This window comes from Streptomyces sp. 1-11, from assembly GCF_007176755.1.
Taxonomy (GTDB): domain Bacteria; phylum Actinomycetota; class Actinomycetes; order Streptomycetales; family Streptomycetaceae; genus Streptomyces.
Map to the genome: position 1 here is coordinate 330,526 of NZ_BJTV01000007.1, position 18,646 is coordinate 349,171.

Here is an 18,646-nt window from a genome sequence, read left to right on the forward strand (position 1 = left end):
TGTGTCGACGGACCGCCGGGCAGGTCGGCCCGTACCGACCGGCCCCGCGCCGTCACCGTCGGCACGGGTCGACAGCGGCGTGCAGCGCTGGTGGAGCCACATCAAACAGCTCTGGACTTTTAAGGTCAATCGCGTTGTCATAAGAACCTCTGCCACTCGTTACCTCTCAGATCGGACTCCGGATGGGCACCTACGGCGATACGGACGACGCGGCTCCGTCCGGGCGGCTCGCGGCCGGACGACGGCGCCGCACGACGAGGACGGGCACGGTGCTCAGCCAGGAGCTGATCGTGCGGACGGCGATCCGCTTGCTGAGCCAGCACGGCCACGACGCGCTGGGCGTGCGCCGCCTCGGCAACGCGCTGGGAGCCGACCCGTCAGCGCTGTACCGCTATTTCCGGAGCACCGACGACCTCGTCCTCGCGGTCGCGGACGAACTGATCGGAATGAGCCTCAAGGACGTACGGATCACCGGAGAGTGGCGCGATGACCTGCGCTGTGTGGGGCTCGAACTGCACCGCACGTACACCGCCCACCCTCACGCCGCGGTGCTGGCGGCCTCCCGGGTCACCCGCCGCCCCAATGAGATGCGGGGTGTCGAGACCGGTCTGGGCATCCTGCGCGACGCCGGCTTCGGGCCGGACGACGCGGCCCACTACTACCACCGGTTCATCGACTTCACACTCGGCTTCGCCGCCATCGACGCGGCCGCCCACACGCTGCCCGCGGAAGCGGAAGCGGCCGACCGCGGGGCCTGGCAGGCGACCTACACCCGTCTGCCCGCCGACGAATACCCGCGCATCGCCGAGTCCGCGCACGCCCTGGCGCAGACCATGAGCACCAGCGCCTACCCCGGCGCGCTGGAGGTCTTCCTCGACGGACTGCGGGACGCGCTCGCCCGGCACGGCCGCTGAGGGCGCGCGCGACGAACCGGCGCCGAGCGCGCACCTGTTCCCTCACCGAGCGGGTCAGCCGGCCGCGCGGAGAGGACGGCTGCCGGCGCGAAGGCCGTGATGGCGTCGACGAGGTCGGCCGGGACCTCCAGCGGGATCAACGGATCGCGCTCGAGGCCCAAACGACTCCTCTCACACGTCCGGGCGCGTCGTCCTCCGACAGGGCGGCCGCGCGGCAGGCGCGCGTCTCACTGCTGAGGGTCGAGCTTCGCGATGATCGAGTCGGCGATCTCCGCCAGCAGGGCGGTCTGGCCCGGGGTGAGGTGGTCCAGGAACAGGCGGCGGACGTCTTCGACGTGCTGTGGCGCCGCGCTCTCCAGGGCCGCGCGCCCGGCCGGCGTCACTCTCACGTACGCGCCACGGCCGTCGTCGGCGCACTCCTCCCGGTCGACGAGGCCGCGCTTGGCCATGCGTGCGATGTGGTGGGAGACCCTGCTCTTCTCCCACCCCAGCACCTTCGCGAGTTCGAGCACCCGCAACCGGTCGTCGGCGGACCGGGTCAGCTCGGCCAACACCTTGTAATCGGTCGCGGAGAGTCCGAAGGAGCTCTGCATCGACCGACCGGCCTGGCTGACCAGCAGGTCGTGCATGCGCAGCAGACCTCGCCAGGCACGCTCCTCCACCGGGGTCAGCCATCGGGTTGATTCCGTCATGTGTCCACCGTATGAGAAGGTTGACACTTCAGTCATCTTCCCGACGCGCGTGATTCGCGTTCCGGCAGCAGGCCGCCCGGCCGAACTGCCGCCCGCGCCACACCGTGGGTCGCCCGCCCCAGGGTGTGGGGCGCCCGCCCCGCGTTCAGATCAGTGCGCCAGTGGCGCGAGCCGCCGCCACTCGGCGAGGGGCAGGCCCTCGCCCCGGCCGATGACGTGGAGGGCCACGTGGGTGGCACCGGCGTCGTGGTGGGCCTTGATCCGCTCACCGATGGCGTCGACGTCTCCCCGTGCCACGACCGCGTCCAGCAGACGGTCGCTGCCGCCCTCGGACAGGTCTTCCTCGGTGAAGCCCTGCCTGAGCAGGCTCTTGGCGTAGTGCCCCATGCGGATGAAGGGGGAGAGGAAGCCGCGAGCGGTCTCCCGGGCGCGTTCGGGATCGGTGTCCACTACGACAGCCTGGTAGGGGGCGAGCACGGGACCGGAACCCAGGACGGTCCGGGCACGGGCGGTGAACTCGGGGGTGACCAGGAACGGGTGGCTGCCCGCACTGCGCCGGCCCGCGAGCTCGGTGAGCTTGGGGCCCATGGCGGCCACCAGGCGCTCATCCGCCGGGACCGGGTCCTTCGCCAGATCGAGGGCGTCGAGGTAGCCGTTGAGCGCCGCGAGGGGACGGTACGTTCCGCCGGCGTGCTGCGCGGCGGCGGCGTCGCTGACGCCCAGCCCGAGGAGCAGCCGGTGCCCGTACGCCTTACGCAGTCGCGCGTGACCCTCGGCCATTTCGGCGGCCGGGTGGCGCCAGATGCTGAGCACTCCGGTGGCGACGGTGGTGTTCGCGGTCGCCCGCAGCAGCCGTTCCGCGTCGCCCAGGATGTCGCCGCCGCCGAGACCGGGGATCCACAGCGCACCCCAGCCGCTCTGGTCCAGCTCCGCCGCGGCCTCGTGGATCTCCACGGGGTCGCGGTGCAGACGCAGCTCCGGACTCCAGATGCCGGTCTTGCCGATGTACATGGCGACGCTCCTCTTCTGCCTTCCGCAACCGTGCGGTCACCCTAATCCGAACTAGGTGACGCGTCAACCAAATGCGCTGAGGCGTGCCGTTGCCGGCTCTGGGCGGTGCCGCCGGGCGAAGGAGGGGCCTGAGTACACCGCCGCCACGCCGGGCGTCCGGCCGGCAGCGGTCATCTCACGTGGCGTGCGTAGGCGCGCAGTTCGTCCACGAAGAGACCTGGCTGCTCGAACGCCGCGAAGTGGCCGCCGGCCGCGATGTCGTCGTTGAAGTAGACGAGGTTGTCGTAGGCCTTCTCGGCCCACACCCTCGGGGTGCGCACCAGCTCGTGGGGGAAGACGCTGACTCCCACCGGGAGATCCAGTCGCGTCAGCTCGTGGTTGTCCCGGTAGAACTCCCAGTACAGCCGCGCGGAGGACGCGCCGGTTCCGGTGAGCCAGTACAGGGTGATGTCGTCCAGCATGCGGTCGAGGCCGAGGACGCGCTCGGGGCGGTGGTCGCTGTCGGTCCAGTCGATGAACTTCTCGTAGATCCAGCTCGCCTGGCCGGCGGGCGAGTCGGCCAGCCCGTAGCCGATCGTCTGCGGGCGGGTGGCCTGTTCCTGGAAGTACCCGCCGTACTGCTGGGCGAAGATCTGCTGCTGGGCGATGGCCGCCTGCTCCTCCGGAGTGCCGTCGCCGAGGGCCGTGTTGGTGAGCATGAACTCCGGCAGGTTGAGGTGCACGCCGATCAGGCCCGGCGGACGCTGCCTGCCCATCTGCGTGGTGACGGCGCCGCCCCAGTCGCCGCCCTGGGCGATGTAGCGGCGGTAGCCCAGATCTTGCATGAGCGTGGCCCAGGCGCGGGCGATCCTTGCCGGGTCCCAGCCGGACTGGGCGGGGATGTCGGAGAAACCGTGGCCGGGCATCGAGGGGATGACCACGTGGAACGCGTCGTCCGCGGAGCCGCCGTACCGCGTCGGATCCGTGAGGGGGCCGATGGTGTCGAGGAACTCCACGAACGATCCGGGCCAGCCGTGGTTGAGGACCACCGGGAGGGCGTTCCGGTGCGCGGACCTGACGTGCACGAAGTGAACGCCCAGCCCGTCGATCCGGGTGCGGTACTGCCCGATCGCGTTGATCCGGGATTCGAAGGCGCGCCAGTCGTACCGCGTGCGCCAGTGGTCGAGCAGGGCCCGCAACCGTTCGAGCGGCACGCCCTGCGAGACGTCGTCCACGGTCTCCCGCTCGGGGAGCCGGACGGTGCGCAGGCGTTGGTCCAGGTCGTCGAGGGCGCTCTGCGGCACGTGCAGTCGGAAGCGTCGCGCATCGGGTCCGGCCGGCGCGAGGGGGACACCCGCGACCTCCGCCGCGCGGGCCGGCCGGGACTCCAGGGCGAGGGAAAGCGGGAGCGCCGACATCGCGGCTGCGGCCGAGTGCAGGAAGCCCCGGCGGGACCCGTCCGGCCGCGACGACTGGGGCGAGGCGGGCTGTGCGGTGGTGGACACGGTTCCTCCGTTGCGCTGGATCCAGGCAATACGTGGCCGGAGCGTAGGATCTGACGAGATGACATGTCAACTAGATGTTGGAGTGATCGTGTGAGCGGTGTGATTGTCGTGGCCGCATCTCGTCGTGTTCGTAAACCAGTTGGCATCCCTGCGGGACGCCTGAGCTGACGGCTATGCGGTCCATTGGTTGACGCGTCATGTAAATCGGCTACTGTGGCGACAGATCCGGGCCCCTCGGAGCCACGCGGCCCGGACGGTCCGGGCCCGGCCGCGTGCTTCCAGCCGTCGTCCCTCACGGTCAGGACGAGACCCGCGCTCCCGTCGCCGTCCCACTCCTCGAAAGGGAAAACCTCATGTCGCTCGACCTCGAAAAGATCATCCGGAACGCCTACCAGGTGGCGGAAGTCCAGGACATCCCCGGCTGGATCGACTGCTTCACCGAGGACGGCACCTTCACCGACCAGTCGGTGGGCGTCACCTACCGCGGTGCCGAAGTGGGGGAGCCGGTGCGCACCTACGCCCAGGCCTTCCCCGACATGCACCGCGAGCTCTACGACGTCTACGTGCGCGGCGACATCGTTGTCGTCGAGCTGTCGCTCAACGGGACCCACCAGGGCGAACTGACTCTTCCCATGGGCTCGATCCGCGCGACCGGCAAGACCATCCAGGTGCCCTGCTGCGACGTGTTCCGCCTGCGCGAGGACAAGATCGAGTCCTTCAACTGCTACCCCTCCGGAACCGTCCTCATGGCGCAACTAGGAGTGCTGAACAACCTCGAGGCCGCGTTCGCCCACTGAGCCGGACACCGCTCGGCTGGGAACAGCCGTGTGTCCCTCACGCCCGACGCCCCATCAACAAGGAGCACCACCATGGCCGGCAATCCCCGTGACATCGCCCTCGAACCCGCCGCTCAGGCCTTCGTCGACGCCACCTCCGAACCGCCGTTCCTGTACCAGCTCCCTCCGGAGGAGGGGCGCAAGGCGGTGGACCAGGTCCAGGACGCCGAGATCTTCAAGCCGGACGTCGACGAGGAGTGGTTGGAGGTGGAGGGCGGCCCCACCGGCGTCGTCAGGGTGCGCATAGTGCGTCCGGTGGGGACGTCCGGGGTGACGCTGCCCGTCATCCTCTACGTGCACGGCGCGGGCTGGGTGTTCGGCGACGCGCACACGCACGACCGTCTGGTGCGGGACCTCGCGGTCGGGGTCGGCGCCGCCGTGGTCTTCCCGGAGTACGACCACGCCCCCGAGGCGGGATACCCCGTCGCCCTGGAGCAGAGCTACGCGGTGGCGCAGTGGGTGACGGGGAAGGGCGCCGGCAAGGACCTCGACGCCCAGCGCATGGCGGTGGCCGGCGACTCGGTCGGCGGCAACATGGCGATCGCACTGACCCTGCTGGCCAAGCAGCGCGGCGACGTCCGCTTCGTCAAGCAGGTGGAGTTCTACCCCGTCACCGACGCCTCCTTCGACACCCCGTCGTACGAGGAGTTCGCCGAGGGCTACTTCCTCGCCCGTGACGGCATGAAGTGGTTCTGGGACCAGTACACCCGCAGCGAGGAGGAGCGCGGCCGGATCACCGTCTCCCCGCTGCGGGCGAGCCTGGAGGACCTGGCGGGGCTGCCGCCGGCGCTGATCATCACCGCTGAGGCCGACGTGCTGCGGGACGAGGGCGAGGCGTTCGCCGCCAGGCTCCGGCAGGCCGGCGTACCGGCGACGAACGCCCGGTTCGGCGGCATCGTGCACGACTTCGTCATGGTCAACTCGCTGCACGACACCGAGGCCGCCAAGCATGCGGTGCTGCTCGCGGTCGCCAGCCTCAAGTCGGCTCTTCAGACGGGCTGACGAGACCGCGGGGCCGTGCCCCCGTGGGCGGTCGCTCCGCCCGGGCGGCCGCCCGGGCGAACCCCCGCACCGGGCGCCGTGCCGCTGCCACGCCCTGAAAGCGACCGCGCGGCCGCCGCGCGGTCCCGCGACCGTTCGACGTTCCCCTTCCCCTTCGCGCGCCGTCGGCCTGTGCTCCCGCGGCGCGCCATGTGAGATCGGAGGCGCTTCATGCGCTCGTTCCGTCACCCGGAGGCATCGGCCGGTACGGCCGCCTTCCAGCCTTCGCGCCGCAACCTGCTGCGCACCGCGACCGCCGCCGGTCTGGCCACCGCCGTGCCGATGGTCCTCGGAGCCGGTCCGGCGTCCGCGGGCGAGGGCGTCCCGGGCCCGCTCCTGCTGCCACGGGCCACCGAGCGGATCACGCCGCTGCACCTGCACGTACCGGAGGCGCACCTGGTGGACCTACGGCAGCGGCTGGCCCGGGTGCGCCTGCCCGAGCGGGAGACGGTCCCGGACGCCTCGCAGGGCGTCCAGCTCGACAGGCTGACCGATCTGCTGGGCTACTGGCGCACCCGGTACGACTGGCGGCGACTGGAACGGAGGATCAACGCCCTCGGCCAGTACCGGACCCGCATCGACGGCCTGGGCATCCACTTCCTGCACGTCCGCAGCCGGCACGCGGCCGCCACCCCCCTGATCCTCACTCACGGATGGCCCGGCTCCTTCGTGGAGTTCCTGAAGGCCGTCGGTCCGCTGACCGACCCCATGGCGTACGGCGGCACCGCGCAGGACGCCTTCCACGTGGTGATCCCGTCCCTGCCGGGCTTCGGCCTCTCGGACCGGCCCGACTCGACCGGCTGGACCACGGCGCGCATCGCGGCCGCGTGGGCCGAGCTGATGGAGCGACTGGGGTACACCCGCTACATCGCCCAGGGCGGTGACTGGGGCGGCGGAGTCACCACCCAGCTGGGCAAGCTGCGCCCCAAGGGCCTGCTGGGCGTGGAGCTCAACTTCCCGGAGTACACGTTCAACCCGCCGGTCTCGGCGAACCCCACCGCTGAGGAGCAGCGGGCCCTCGGTGAGATCCAGACGTTCTCCGCCCAGTACTCCGGCTACTTCCAGGAGCAGTCCACGCGTCCGCAGACCATCGGCTACGCCCTGGCGGACTCCCCGGCGGGCCAGGCCGCCTGGATCTACGAGAAGTTCCTCGACTGGACCGACGCCTCGGGCCGGCCGCAGGGCGCCCTGACCCGCGACGAGATGCTGGACAACATCACGCTGTACTGGCTCACCGACACCGCCGCGTCCTCCGCCCGCGTCTACTGGCAGAACTACGGCGCCTCGGAGCTGACCACCCTCGACCTGCCGGTCGGCCTGAGCGTGTTCCCGCACGAACTGGTGCGCAGCCCGAGGGTGTGGGCCGAGCGCGCGTACAGCGACCTGGTCCACTTCAACGACCAGATCCCCGCGGGCGGCCACTTCGCGGCGTTCGAGCAGCCGCTGCTGTTCGCCCAGGAGGTCAGGAGGTTCGCCCGACTGGTCAAGTGACGGCCGCGTCCCCGGCCATGGTCGTCAGTCCGCGCGCTGGGCCCAGGGACGCGAGCCAGCCTATTCCGACGTCGCCCCCGGCTCCGACGCGCTCTCGTCCGCGCAGCTCTCGTCCGCGCAGCTCTCGTGCGAGCCGTTCTCGTCCGCGCCGCTCGGACGGTCCGGTCGGTGGCGCGGGCGGATCTCGCGGGCGGCCGCGCAATAGGCGCTGACCAGGATCAGGACACAGCCGGCCAGTTGCAGCACGGTGGGCCGCTCACCGAGTACGACCGCGCCCAGCGCGACCGCTCCCACCGGAGTCAGCAGCAGCAGGACGGCGCCGACGTGACTGCTCAGCACCGGTGAGGTCGAGGCGACCAGCAGCCACCCCACCACCTGGCTGGAGACCGCCACCGCCAGCAGCCAGCCCATGACTTTCCAGCCCGGTGTGAGATCCAGCCCGTAGGAGAACCGGCCGGCCAGCAGCGACACCACCGCGGCGCAGGCGATCACCAGCACGTAGCGCTGCCGGATGACCCCACCGTGGCCACCGCGCCGCAGCAGGAACAAGAACACCGAGTAGCAGACGGCCGCCAGTACCGCATGGACCGTGCCCGCCCGCGGGTCGCTGCCGGAGGCGCCGCCCTCGACCACCCCTCCGGTCAGGACGACCCCCAGGAGGATTACCGGCACCCAGAGCAGGAAGGAACGCGGCACCGGTTCCCGGTCGATGCACCAGGCCAGCAGGGGGACCAGCACCACCTGCACGTTGACCAGCACGGTGGACAGGCCCGCGCCGACCTCCGCGATCGCCTGGGTCCACAGCAGCATGTCCCAGGCGAACGCGGCGCCGGCGAGCAGCGCGAGACCGTACTGTCCGCGGGGCGGCGGTCCCTGCCGGCGGCGCTCCGGCAGCGCCAGCGCCACCAGCGCGGGCAGAGCCAGGACACAGCGGTAGAACGACGCCGTCCCGGGATCGGTGCGGGCCAGTCCCAGCAGCACCGCGGAAGCGGACACGCACAGGGCGCCGACCGCCATCCCCCCGGTAGGGTGGCGCAGCAGCCGGGACCCCGGCCGGACGGTCCGGGGCCTCACCGGGCCGGTGTCCCCGCCGGCACGGGTCGCAGGAGTGGCGCCACGTCGGGCCGGTCGGGCCATCACAGACCTCCTCGCTGCTTCCCTGCCTCAGTGCCCTGGGCGGTCACCGGCCCCTCCCGCGGTCGGGGAAGGGCCGGCGTCGGCCCGCACGGGCCGGCCGCTTCCTGTCGCCCGTCCCCGTCCGTGAGTCCGCGGGGTCGTGCCCGGCGTGAGGCTACCCGCGCGGCCCGCCGTGGCCGGTCAGGTCGACACGGCGTTCCCACGATTCACTCCAGCGGCCACGGCCGCATCCTCGCTGGTCCAAACCCGCTTCCGTTGGCGAGCAGGGGAGTGCGACCGAGTGCGGCCGAGTTGCTTCGGCGGCCGGTTGACGCTGTGAAGCGCCACCCCTACGCTCCTGTCGGATTCCGTAGAACGAACAGATAATTCCGCAATACGGATGGTGCGGAGAAGGTGGGGGAGATGCAGCGTCTCGATGCTCTGGGCCCGATCACCGCGTCCACGGACCGGTTCGTCGCCACGGTCGCTTCCCTCACCGACGTCCAGGTCGCCGGGGACACGCTGGTGCCGCCATGGACCCGCGGCCACGTCATCACCCATGTGGCGCGCGCCGCGGACAGTCTCTGCCGACTGCTCACCTGGGCACTCACCGGCGTGGAGACACCGCAGTACACGAGCATGGACGCCCGCGCCGCCGAGATCGAGGCAGGCGCCGGACGGCCGGTCGCCGCACTGGTCGCCGACATCCGCCACACCGCCGCCCGCTTCGAGGACGCGGTGCGTGCCCTGCCCCCGGCGGCCTGGCACAACGAGGTCCGTATGCGAACCGGCGAACTGCGCACACCAGCGGCCCTGATCCCCACCCGGCTGCGCGAACTGGAGATCCACCACGCCGACCTGGACGTCGGCTACAGCTTCGCGGACATCCCGGCCGACGCCGCACGGTGGATCATCGGCGACATCGTCGAGGCACTTGCCCGGCGGCCGGAAACGCCGCCGCTGTGTCTGGAGGCGACCGACACCGGCCTCGTCCAGGCTCTGGGCGCCGGCGGTCCCACAGTCAGGGGCGGGCAGGCCGACCTCCTCGCCTGGCTCAGCGGTCGCTCTTCCGGAACGGGGCTCACCGTGGCCGGCGGCGGCACGGTCCCGCCGGCACCCTTCTGGATCTGACCGGTGCCCAGGCGCGCGGCGGCCGGGCCGTGCTGTGCCCCGTCACTGAGCCACCGGCAACGAAGCTCCTGCCACCCCGGCACAGCCGATCCGGCCAATTCGAGATACGCCTCATCCGGAACGCCGTGATGTGCGGAAGAGGAGATGCACACGTCGAACAGTGTGCCCCGCGCACCACGAGGAGACGGTATGGCCGACTTCACCGATCGCGAGATCGAGTCCGTGTGGGACTACCCCCGGCCGCCCGCAGTGCTGCCGGACGACCGCCTCGTCCGTGTCGAGTGCGGTGGCCACGTCGTGGCCGAGACAAGACGTGCGGTCCGGGTGCTGGAGACCAGTCACCCTCCGACCTTCTACATCCCGCCGGAGGACGTCCGGTCGGATCTGCTGTTCCTCACCGAGGGCCGCTCCTGGTGCGAATGGAAGGGCGGCGCTCGTTACTGGGATCTGATCGTCGGTGACGCGGTGCGAAACCGGGCCGCATGGAGCTACCCACGCCCCGAGCCCGCGTACGCGGTCCTGAAGGACTACTTCGCCTTCTACGCGAGCCGTGTCGACCGCTGCCTCGTCGGCGGCAAGGAGGTGCAGGCCCAGGAGGGGGACTTCTACGGCGGATGGGTCACCGAGGACGTGCGGGGGCCCTTCAAGGGCGCGCCCGGAACGCGTGGGTGGTGAGTGTGGCCCGCCGCCCTCTCCCAGGCACTCGAGCGGATCGTGCGCGGGGGGGTCAGACGGCCAGGCGGCGGATCGCGACTGCGGCCGCGTCGTCGCCGAGGCGGCCGTGGACGTGGGCCAGCAGATCGTCGTGGAGAGCGCGCAGGAGTTCGTCGGGATCGTCCTTGGTCCACTCGGGCGCCCGTTCGGTGAACGGGTAGAAGCGGCCGTCGGCATCGCGGGCCTCGATGACGCCGTCGGTGTAGAGGAGCAGCAGGTCGCCGGCCTCGAACGGGAACGTCTGCACGTCGTAGGCGGCGAAGCCGAAGGAGCCGCCGAGTCCGATCGGAAGGTGGCTCGCGTCAGGCGTGAGTGGGGTGATCCGGGTTCCTCGCAGGAGCAGCGGCGGTGGGTGGCCGCAGTTGATGAGGTGCACGACCGGCTCGTGATCGGGGATGTCGAGCAGGATCGCGGTGGCGAAGTCCTCGTCGGTGTCCCGCTCCGTCGGTGACCGCCACTGGCTGGTGTCCCAGCGGAACGCGGCGTCCAGGTGCACGGCGAGGCGGGGCAGCGTGGCCTGCCGGTGGGCGGCTGCCCGGAAGGCGCCGAGCAGCAGGGCGGTGTTGCTGATCGCGGCCAGGCCGTTGCCGCGTACGTCGCCGATGAGGAGCCGGGTGCTGTGCTGGGCGGTCCGTGCGGCCGCGTACAGGTCCCCGCCCAGGTCGGCTTCTTCCTCCGCGGGGATGTACAGCCCGGCGATCCGCAGCGGGCCGGTGCGGGCGGGCAGCGGCCGCAGCAGCACGCTCTGCGCGGCCTCGGCGACCGACCGCACCTGGTGCAACTGGCGTTCGCGTCGATCGCGCAGCACGCAGATGGTGACACAGACGACGGAGACCACGATCAGAGCGATGATCTGCGCCTGGATGTTGGAGGTGGCCAGGCCCCCTCTCAGCGTGCCGATCAGCACCTGGCCCGCCACCGCGAGCACTCCCATCAGCGCGGTCACGCGGGCGCCGGCGAACGCCACCGTGATCGCCGGCGCCGCGACCAGCAGGGGGCCGAGGTGAATGTGCGGCGGAGTCAGCAGGTCCACCGCACAGACCGCGACGATCAGCGCGAGAGGGATCACCATCAGCGCGGGTGCGTGACCCGGCTGCCAGGAACGCCGGAAGTCTCTCCATGGTCGCAAGGCCATGTCCCAAGCCTTCCACTCGCCGGGGCGGTCAGCGGGCCGACACCTGCGGTGTCGACGACCAGGGCAGGCTGGTCGAGGGAAATCGCTGGTGGAAGGGAGGCGGCCCGGGGCGCGATCGGCAGGCCGGCCGGCTCGCGGGGCGTGCGGCGGCGCCGCGAGCCTGGCGTTCCGGTGGTCAGCAGGCTGCATTCAGGCGCAGTACACGCTGTTTCAACCTCGCGTCAGCAGAGTTCCGCCTCGTGCCTACTTCAGACTCACGCGCCGGCGTCGCCTCGGTGTGCGCCGCGGCCTTGACGTTCTCAGCACTGGTCGCCACCGGGCTGCTCGCCGCTCAGCCGGCGGCCGCCGCTGACCCGGTCGGCTATCAGAACGTGCGCATCAACGAGGTCACCTCCTCGAACAACGACACCGTGGAGCTGTACAACACCGGCTCCACCGCGGTGAGCCTCATCGGCTGGAAGATGTCCGACGACAGTTTCTCGCCGCAGTCGTTCACCCCGTCCGCCAGCACGATCCCGGCCGGCGGGTTCGTCACCTTCGACTCGCCCAAAGGGCTCGGTGACTCGGACAAGCTGGTGATCTACACCGCCGGCGGCGCGGTGGCCGACCGTGTCGAGTGGGCCACCGGCAAGGCGAAGCCGGCGATGGCGCGCTGCGGGGGCGATGGCACCGGCGCCTGGGTGACCGGGACCACCGCGGCCACGTTCGGTGCCGCGAACGCCTCGGGCTGCCCGACGTCCGTCCCCTCGGCGAGCCGGGTGCGGATCAACGAGGTCACCTCCGACGGCTCGGACACCGTGGAGCTGTACAACGGCGGAACGAGTGCGGTCGGCATCGGGTCGTGGAAGTACGTCGACAGCGACACCAGCCACTCCCCGGTCTCGGTCTCGTCCTCCTCGCCGAGCGCGACGAGTGTTCCCGCGGGCGGCTACGTCACGTTCGACTCCGCCCTCGGCCTCGGCGACAACGACTCGCTCTTCCTCACCGACGGCAACGGCAACTCCGTCGACTCGGTGACCTGGGCCACCGGCGGCGCCAAGCCGTCCGATCAGCGCTGCGCGAACGGCACCGGCTGGTTCCAGACCTCCACCACCGCGACACTCGGCAGCGCCAACACCTGCTCCGGCAGTGGTGGCGCCGGCGGTCAGACCGGTCATCTGCTGGGCGGCGGCGGCTCGCTCACCAGCGGCTGCACCCCTGAGGCGCCCTCCGGTACGGGCTCGGCCCCGGCGGGCACGTCCGCGTGGCCGGGCGGACTGGACGTCACGATCACCGACAACGTCTGCGCGTTCACCACGTCCACCGGCCCGGAGGGCCGTGACGTGAGCGGGCTGGCGTTCGACCCGGCGAACCCGTCGGTGCTGTGGGCCGCCAAGAACAAGAACTGGCTGTACAAGCTGGTCAAGAGCAACGGCAAGTGGGTCCCGGACCCGTCGTGGAGCGCGACCGGCAAGCAGATCCGCTTCGCGGGCGGCTCGGGCCAGCCTGACTCCGAGGGAGTGACGGTCGGCGGCAACGGCCACGTCTACGTGACGTCCGAGCGCGACAACGCCGACAACACGGTTCCCAAGGACACGATCATGGAGTTCGACCCGGCCGCGACCGGCTCGACACTGACACCGGTCCACCAGTGGGACATGACCTCGCAGTTCCCGCAGCTCGACACCGGCAGCAAGGACGACGCCAACCTCGGGTTCGAGGGCGTCGGCTACGTGCCCGACAGCTGGCTGACCGCGAACGGCTGGACCGACCCGCTCACCGGGGCCGCCTACGACCCGGCGAACTACCCGCTGCACGGGTCGGGCCTGTACTTCGCCGGCCTGGAGTGGGACGGCACGCTGCACGTCTACGGCCTGAACTCCGACGGCACGTTCACCACGTTCGGCACCGTCTCGACCGGCAAGGCGTCCGTCATGGACGTGACGTTCGACGCCGGCACCCAGCGCATCGTCGCGACCTGCGACAACACCTGCGGCGAGACGCACACCTTCCTGAAGGTCAACGCCGCCGGCGCGATCGTGCCGGACGTGACCTACACGAACCCCGCCGTCATGCCGGTCGACAACCTGGAGGGCTTCGCGATCGCGCCCACGTCCACCTGCGTCAACGGGTCACGCGAAGCCGTCTGGAGCGACGACGGCGTCTACGGCTTCGGCTCCGGAACCTCCTCCTACGGACACGCCCTCTACAGCGGCACCTTCCCCTGCTGATCCCCTGACCGCGGGGGACCGCCGCCGTCGCCGTCCACCGCTCGCGGCCGGCGTGGCCGGGCGCCTCCATGACGGGGACGGGCGCGGCGACCGGACCATCGGCGGACCACCGGCGGTCCGGTCGCCGCGCCCGTCGGCGGGCATCCCGGACGCCGTCAGCGCTCACGGGGTGACGACGGGGAAACCGGGGTCCGGGGTCTCCAGGACCGACAGGAGCTGTGCCAGCTGTGCGTCGTCACCTCTCATGGTGATGCCGTCGGTGCCCTTGCCGGCGAGCAGCGTCAGGAGCTGCGACTTGGTCATCGCCATGGTCAGCCCCGAGCCGGGGTCGGGGCTCGCGTCGCTGGTCCAGGTGAGGACACCGTTGGCGAGCCGTAGGTGCCAGTAGACATCGCCGATCTGCCAGTCGATCGCGAGACGCAGCGACCACGCCCGGGGTCCGTCGACGCGCACGGCCAGGCCGTCGATGAGCTGTCCGACCGTCAGTGCCCGGCGCAGATCCGGTCCCGTGGTGGGCTTGGGGACCGGCTCGGCTCCGTGCAGGAGTTCCTGCGCACCGGTGAGGTAGAAGTTGCGCCACACCGCGTTCTCCGCGGCCCGGCCCAGACGGACGTAGAGCGCGGCGAGTTGCCGCTTCGCCCTGCTGTCGGCCGGATCGTTGAAGACGGCGTGATTGAGGAGGGTGACGGCGAAGCGCAGGTCGCCCCGGCGGCTGTAGTGCCGGGCTCGTTCACGCACGGCGGCCTGTCCGCCGAGGGTTTCGACCCACCGGCGCGCCTCCTCGGCCGGTGGGTGTTCCCACAGGTGGGCGGGGTTGGCGTCGAACCAGCCCATGTACCGCTGGTAGACGGCCTTCACGTTGTGGCTGAGGGAGCCGTAGTAGCCACGGTTGGCCCACACCCGCTCCAGCTGTGGCGGGAGGCGGAGGCTTTCCGCGATCTCGGCGCCGTTGAGGCCCTTGTTGATCAGGCGGACTGTCTGGTCGTGCAGATAGCCGTAGAGGTCCCGCTGCCGGGTGAGCAGGGCGACGATGTTCTCGTTGCCCCAGGTGGGCCAGTGGTGGGAGGCGAACGCCACGTCGGCAGCGTCCGTGCAGAGGCCTATCGACTCCGTCAGGTATCCGGCCCAGGCGTGCGCGTCGCGGACCTGGGCGCCGCGCAGGGTGAGGATGTTGTGCATCGTGTGGGTGGCGTTCTCCGCCATGCACACCGCTCGCAGGTCGGGGAGGAGCAGGTTCATCTCCTCCTGGCACTCCGTACCCGGGGTCATCTGGAAACGGATCCGCACCCCGTCGAGGGTGACCTCCTGCCCGGTGGTCTCGATGTACCGGGTGGGCGGTATCAGGCCGATGGTGCCGGTGGAGACGGCCAGTCCGAGGCCGCAGCCGACCTGGCCGGCGGCGTCGGTGGGCAGGCTGGTGCCGTACATGTAGCCCGCACGGCGGGACATGGCGGGACCGGCGTAGACGTTCTCGCTGACCGCGTGCTCCATGAAGCCCCGTGGTGCGAGCACGGGCACGCCGTCGGTGCCGTCGGGCAGGACACCCCGGCAGCCGCCGAAGTGGTCGACGTGGGGATGGGTGTAGATCATGGCCTTGACCGGGCGGTTCCCGCGGTGGGCGCGGTAGAGCCCGAGTGCCGCGGCCGCGGTCTCCGCTGAGGTCAGCGGGTCGATGACGATGATGCCGGTGTCGCCTTCGACGACGGTCATGTTGGACAGGTCCAGGCCGCGGACCTGGTAGATCCGGTCCGTGACCTCGTAGAGCCCCTGGCGGGACAGGAGCCTGGCCTGGCGCCAGAGGCTCGGGTCGACGGTCGCGGGCGGGGCCTCGGTGGCGTCGGTGAGGAAGCGGTAGGCGTCGGGGTCCCAGGCGGTGCCGCCGGAGGGCGTGGTGATCGGCCCGCCGGTGTACGCCCTGACGAAGCCGCGGTCGGCGTCGGCGAAATCGCCCAGGTCGTCGTAGGGGAGGCCACCGGTGTGCGTAGGGGACGGCGTCCCGGCAGGCGTGGGGCCGGGCGACGCCGCGGATGCCTGCGCGTTCACTGGAACGGTCGCGGCCGCGGCGCCGGCGGCGGCGGCGACGAAGCCGCGCCGGTTCATCGGATTCATGGGTGCGCACCCTTCTCGAGGTCGGTCGTGCGGTGGAGCTGTCGAAGCTGGGAGGGGGCGACGGTGACGACGCCCGGCGCCCTTCGTCAGTTCGGGGAGGGGGCCTGCTCCGTGTGCAGGCCGACCCGTCGCGCGTCCCGTTCCGGCCGGATGGCGGCGATGGCCGAGGCGCCCGCCAGCAGCATCACCGCGGCCGCGATGAGGAACGCGGTCGTGTAGCCGGCGGACGCGGTGTCCGCCGCGTCGATGAGGCGACCGGTGACGAAGGGGACTATCAGGCCCGGGAGGGTGCCCGTCGCGGCGACGATGCCGAAGACGGCACCGCGCTGGGCGGCGGGAACGACCTCGGCGGCGGTCACGTAGTGCAAGGGGACCGCGACGGCGACCGTGCCGAACGCCACCACGATCAGCAGCAGGCGGACCACGGCGCCGTCGGCGAAGGGGAAGACGGCCATGGCACAGCCCGCGACACACACCGCGACCCCCTGTGCGGCACCGGTGGACCAGCGGCTGGACACCCCGCGTGCCTTGAGGGCGTCCATGAGCGGCGAGACGGTCAGCAGCAGGACGAGGCTGAGGGCGGAGACGGCGCTGATGGCGGTCGCCACCGAACCGGGGCTCAGGTCGAGCTGGGTCCTGAGGTAGGCGGGCAGCCAGGCGTGGGCCAGAGCGAGCGCCCAGGCGGCCCCGAAGGCGCTGGCGACGCTGCCCATCACGGTGCCGGTGAGCAGCAGCCGGCGGTAGGGCAGATGCCCAACGGGCCGTGCGCCCTCGGCTCGTGAGGGGAGTGCCCGGTCGAACGGCCCGTCGTGGCCCGTCCGCTGCCACACCAGCGCCCAGAGCAGGCTGACGGCGGCGAGGACGGCGTAGGCCGATCGCCATCCGAAATCAGTGATGAGCCAGGTGAGTACGGGCGCGGAGACGAGCGTGCCGATCGCGGCGCCGCCGATCTGCAGGGCCGAGGGCAGCCCGCGCCGCTCAGGAGGGAACCACTTGTACAGCGCGTGCATGGACATCGAGGCTGCCGGGCCTTCCGCGACACCCAGCAGGACGCGGCCCGCCACCAGGGTCGGGACCGCCGCCACTACCAGCACGGGCAGCTGGGCCACCGCCCACAGCAGTGCCATCACGAAAAGCATGCGTCTGCTGGAGATACGGGAGGAGAAGAAACCGACGACGAGTCCGGAGAGGCTGAACAGCAGATAGAAGGAGCTCGAGATCAGCCCGTAGGTGCTGTTGCTGATGTGCAGCTCGTCCATGATCGGGACGGCGGCGAGGCCGAGGACCGACTTGTCGGCGTAGTTGACGACCATGAACGTGACGATCATGGCCGTGACCAGCCAGGCGCGGCGGCGATCGTGTGGTCGCGCGGCGGGCCGACGGGCTGAACGGTCGGCGGGAGGCGCGGAGGATCGTGGTGCCATGAGTGACTCCTGCGGAGGCGGGTCGAGCAGGGGAGGCGCGGACCGCCGGCGGCGCCGAGGGAGCCGCGGCGGGCGCGGGCCGGAGCCGCGGCGGGCGCGGGCCGGACACGGTGGAGCGGGCCCCGGGGAGCACCGGCTCGGGCGGCCTCCCGGGGGCGCCGGTCAGACGAGTGCCTTGGCGACGGCGTTCTTGTGGATCTCGGTCGTGCCGGTGACGATCCGGAACATGCGCAGGGTCCGGAAGATCTGCTCCACCTCGTGACCGCGGGTCAGGCCGTCCTTGCCATGGATCTGCACGGCCTGGTCCGCCGTGCGGAAGCACGCTTCGGCGGTGAAGAGCTTGCACATGTTCGCCTCCACCGCGATGTTCTCGCCGCGGTCGGCCTTCGCGGCGGTGGCGAGGACCATCGACCGGGCCGCATAGAGGTCGGTGGCCATGTCGGCGAGCTTGTGCTGGATGGACTGGAGCGCGAGCAGCGGCTGTCCGAACGCGACGCGGGTCTTCGCGTGGGCGACGGACAGATCCCAGGCACGCCGTGCGGCACCGATCAGGGAGGGACAGTGGAGCAGTCGGTTGAGGGTGATGCGGCCGATGCCGATGCGCAGCCCCTGGCCGATCTCACCGAGCAGATTCGCGGCGGGGACGCGGCAGTCGTCGAAGACGAGATCGCCTTCCATCCGCTGGCCCGACATGGGCACGGCGCCGTCGAGCACCCGGCAGCCGGGGGTGTCCAGGTCGACGAGGAAGGCGCTGTACGTCTCCTCACCGTCCGCCATCCGGGCGACGACGACCGCGAAGTCGGCGAACGGGGCGGCGGAGCTGAACACCTTGTGCCCGTTCAGCACATAGGAGTCGCCGTCCCGCGTCGCGGTGGTCCTCATGCGGCGCACGTCCGAGCCCGCGTCCTGCTCGGTGAGGGAGAAACAGCAGGCGCGCTCGCCCCGGACGACCGGAAGAAGATAGCGCTCCCGTTGTTCGTCGGTGGCGTACCTGATGAGCGCGCCGACGCGCAGCGGTCCGCCCATGTCGCCGAGGACCGAGTGGGACAAGGCCGCCCCGGAGGCGGTCAGTTCCTCCTTGAGGGCGCACAGTTCGGTGAAGTTCAGTCCCCGGCCGCCGAGTTCCGGGGGCAGGCTGATGCCGTAGAAGCCGAGCTCGGCGCTGCGTTTCCAGACGCCTTGCAGGGTGGCCCTGTCCAGCTTGCTCTCGGGGGTGATGCCGTGTGCCCGCTCGTAGGGGAGGAGTTCGTCGGTCAGGTAGGCACGCAGCCGGCCCACCAGGTCCTGCAGGCGCGGGTTGTCGTCGTAACTGGGCGCGAGGGTGTAGGGCATGAGGCG

General features: G+C 71.2%; 15 protein-coding genes. 7 read left to right on the forward strand and 8 right to left on the reverse strand.

Annotated features, from left to right (window positions below):
• Positions 1-182: 182 nt before the first annotated feature.
• Positions 183-914 carry a TetR/AcrR family transcriptional regulator gene (locus tag TNCT1_RS17740; protein ID WP_143633050.1) on the forward strand — a complete coding sequence of 244 codons (732 nt, stop codon included), beginning with the start codon at positions 183-185 and terminating at the stop codon, positions 912-914.
• Between the two features lie 227 nt (positions 915-1,141).
• Here the strand turns inward: TNCT1_RS17740 and TNCT1_RS17750 are convergent, their stop codons facing one another.
• The 3 genes from TNCT1_RS17750 to TNCT1_RS17760 form a co-directional block, all read right to left on the reverse strand.
• Positions 1,142-1,606, reverse strand: a complete 465-nt coding sequence (locus TNCT1_RS17750) for a MarR family winged helix-turn-helix transcriptional regulator (RefSeq protein ID WP_373920480.1) — start codon at positions 1,604-1,606, stop codon at positions 1,142-1,144.
• 150 nt (positions 1,607-1,756) lie between these two features.
• On the reverse strand, positions 1,757-2,617 hold the full coding sequence (locus TNCT1_RS17755) for a TIGR03620 family F420-dependent LLM class oxidoreductase (RefSeq protein ID WP_143633056.1): 861 nt from the start codon (positions 2,615-2,617) through the stop codon (positions 1,757-1,759).
• A 170-nt stretch (positions 2,618-2,787) separates the two neighbouring features.
• Positions 2,788-4,101 (reverse strand): epoxide hydrolase family protein, encoded by a 1,314-nt coding sequence (locus TNCT1_RS17760; RefSeq protein ID WP_174266337.1) that lies wholly within the window; start codon positions 4,099-4,101, stop codon positions 2,788-2,790.
• Between the two features lie 353 nt (positions 4,102-4,454).
• Here TNCT1_RS17760 and TNCT1_RS17765 point away from each other — a divergent pair, with 353 nt between their 5' ends.
• From TNCT1_RS17765 to TNCT1_RS17775, 3 genes are all read left to right on the forward strand, one after another.
• Positions 4,455-4,898, forward strand: a complete 444-nt coding sequence (locus TNCT1_RS17765) for a nuclear transport factor 2 family protein (protein WP_143633058.1) — start codon at positions 4,455-4,457, stop codon at positions 4,896-4,898.
• 72 nt (positions 4,899-4,970) lie between these two features.
• Entirely contained in the window at positions 4,971-5,939 is a 969-nt protein-coding gene (locus TNCT1_RS17770; RefSeq protein ID WP_143633060.1) for an alpha/beta hydrolase, read from the forward strand.
• A gap of 210 nt (positions 5,940-6,149) precedes the next feature.
• On the forward strand, positions 6,150-7,469 hold the full coding sequence (locus TNCT1_RS17775) for an epoxide hydrolase family protein (RefSeq protein ID WP_143633062.1): 1,320 nt from the start codon (positions 6,150-6,152) through the stop codon (positions 7,467-7,469).
• Positions 7,470-7,529: 60 nt separating this feature from the next.
• On the opposite strand, the gene TNCT1_RS17780 is transcribed toward TNCT1_RS17775, so the two are convergent.
• Positions 7,530-8,486 (reverse strand): DMT family transporter, encoded by a 957-nt coding sequence (locus TNCT1_RS17780; RefSeq protein ID WP_143633064.1) that lies wholly within the window; start codon positions 8,484-8,486, stop codon positions 7,530-7,532.
• 522 nt (positions 8,487-9,008) lie between these two features.
• On the opposite strand from TNCT1_RS17780, the gene TNCT1_RS17785 reads away from it, so the two are divergent.
• Positions 9,009-9,716 (forward strand): maleylpyruvate isomerase family mycothiol-dependent enzyme, encoded by a 708-nt coding sequence (locus TNCT1_RS17785; RefSeq protein WP_143633067.1) that lies wholly within the window; start codon positions 9,009-9,011, stop codon positions 9,714-9,716.
• Between the two features lie 189 nt (positions 9,717-9,905).
• Positions 9,906-10,391, forward strand: coding sequence for a DUF427 domain-containing protein (locus tag TNCT1_RS17790; RefSeq protein WP_143633069.1), 486 nt, complete (start codon positions 9,906-9,908; stop codon positions 10,389-10,391).
• A gap of 52 nt (positions 10,392-10,443) precedes the next feature.
• On the opposite strand, the gene TNCT1_RS17795 is transcribed toward TNCT1_RS17790, so the two are convergent.
• Positions 10,444-11,502 (reverse strand): PP2C family protein-serine/threonine phosphatase, encoded by a 1,059-nt coding sequence (locus TNCT1_RS17795; RefSeq protein ID WP_235902673.1) that lies wholly within the window; start codon positions 11,500-11,502, stop codon positions 10,444-10,446.
• Between the two features lie 353 nt (positions 11,503-11,855).
• Here TNCT1_RS17795 and TNCT1_RS17800 point away from each other — a divergent pair, with 353 nt between their 5' ends.
• Positions 11,856-13,775 carry a lamin tail domain-containing protein gene (locus TNCT1_RS17800; RefSeq protein WP_235902675.1) on the forward strand — a complete coding sequence of 640 codons (1,920 nt, stop codon included), beginning with the start codon at positions 11,856-11,858 and terminating at the stop codon, positions 13,773-13,775.
• Between the two features lie 162 nt (positions 13,776-13,937).
• On the opposite strand, the gene TNCT1_RS17805 is transcribed toward TNCT1_RS17800, so the two are convergent.
• From TNCT1_RS17805 to TNCT1_RS17815, 3 genes are all read right to left on the reverse strand, one after another.
• Complete coding sequence (locus TNCT1_RS17805; RefSeq protein WP_143633073.1) at positions 13,938-15,884, reverse strand: alkyl/aryl-sulfatase; 1,947 nt, start codon at positions 15,882-15,884, stop codon at positions 13,938-13,940.
• Positions 15,885-15,970: 86 nt separating this feature from the next.
• On the reverse strand, positions 15,971-17,308 hold the full coding sequence (locus tag TNCT1_RS17810; RefSeq protein ID WP_143633075.1) for an MFS transporter: 1,338 nt from the start codon (positions 17,306-17,308) through the stop codon (positions 15,971-15,973).
• Positions 17,309-17,470: 162 nt separating this feature from the next.
• A complete protein-coding gene (locus tag TNCT1_RS17815) occupies positions 17,471-18,640 on the reverse strand; it encodes an acyl-CoA dehydrogenase family protein (protein WP_143633077.1) in 1,170 nt (389 codons plus the stop codon).
• Positions 18,641-18,646 lie beyond the last annotated feature (6 nt).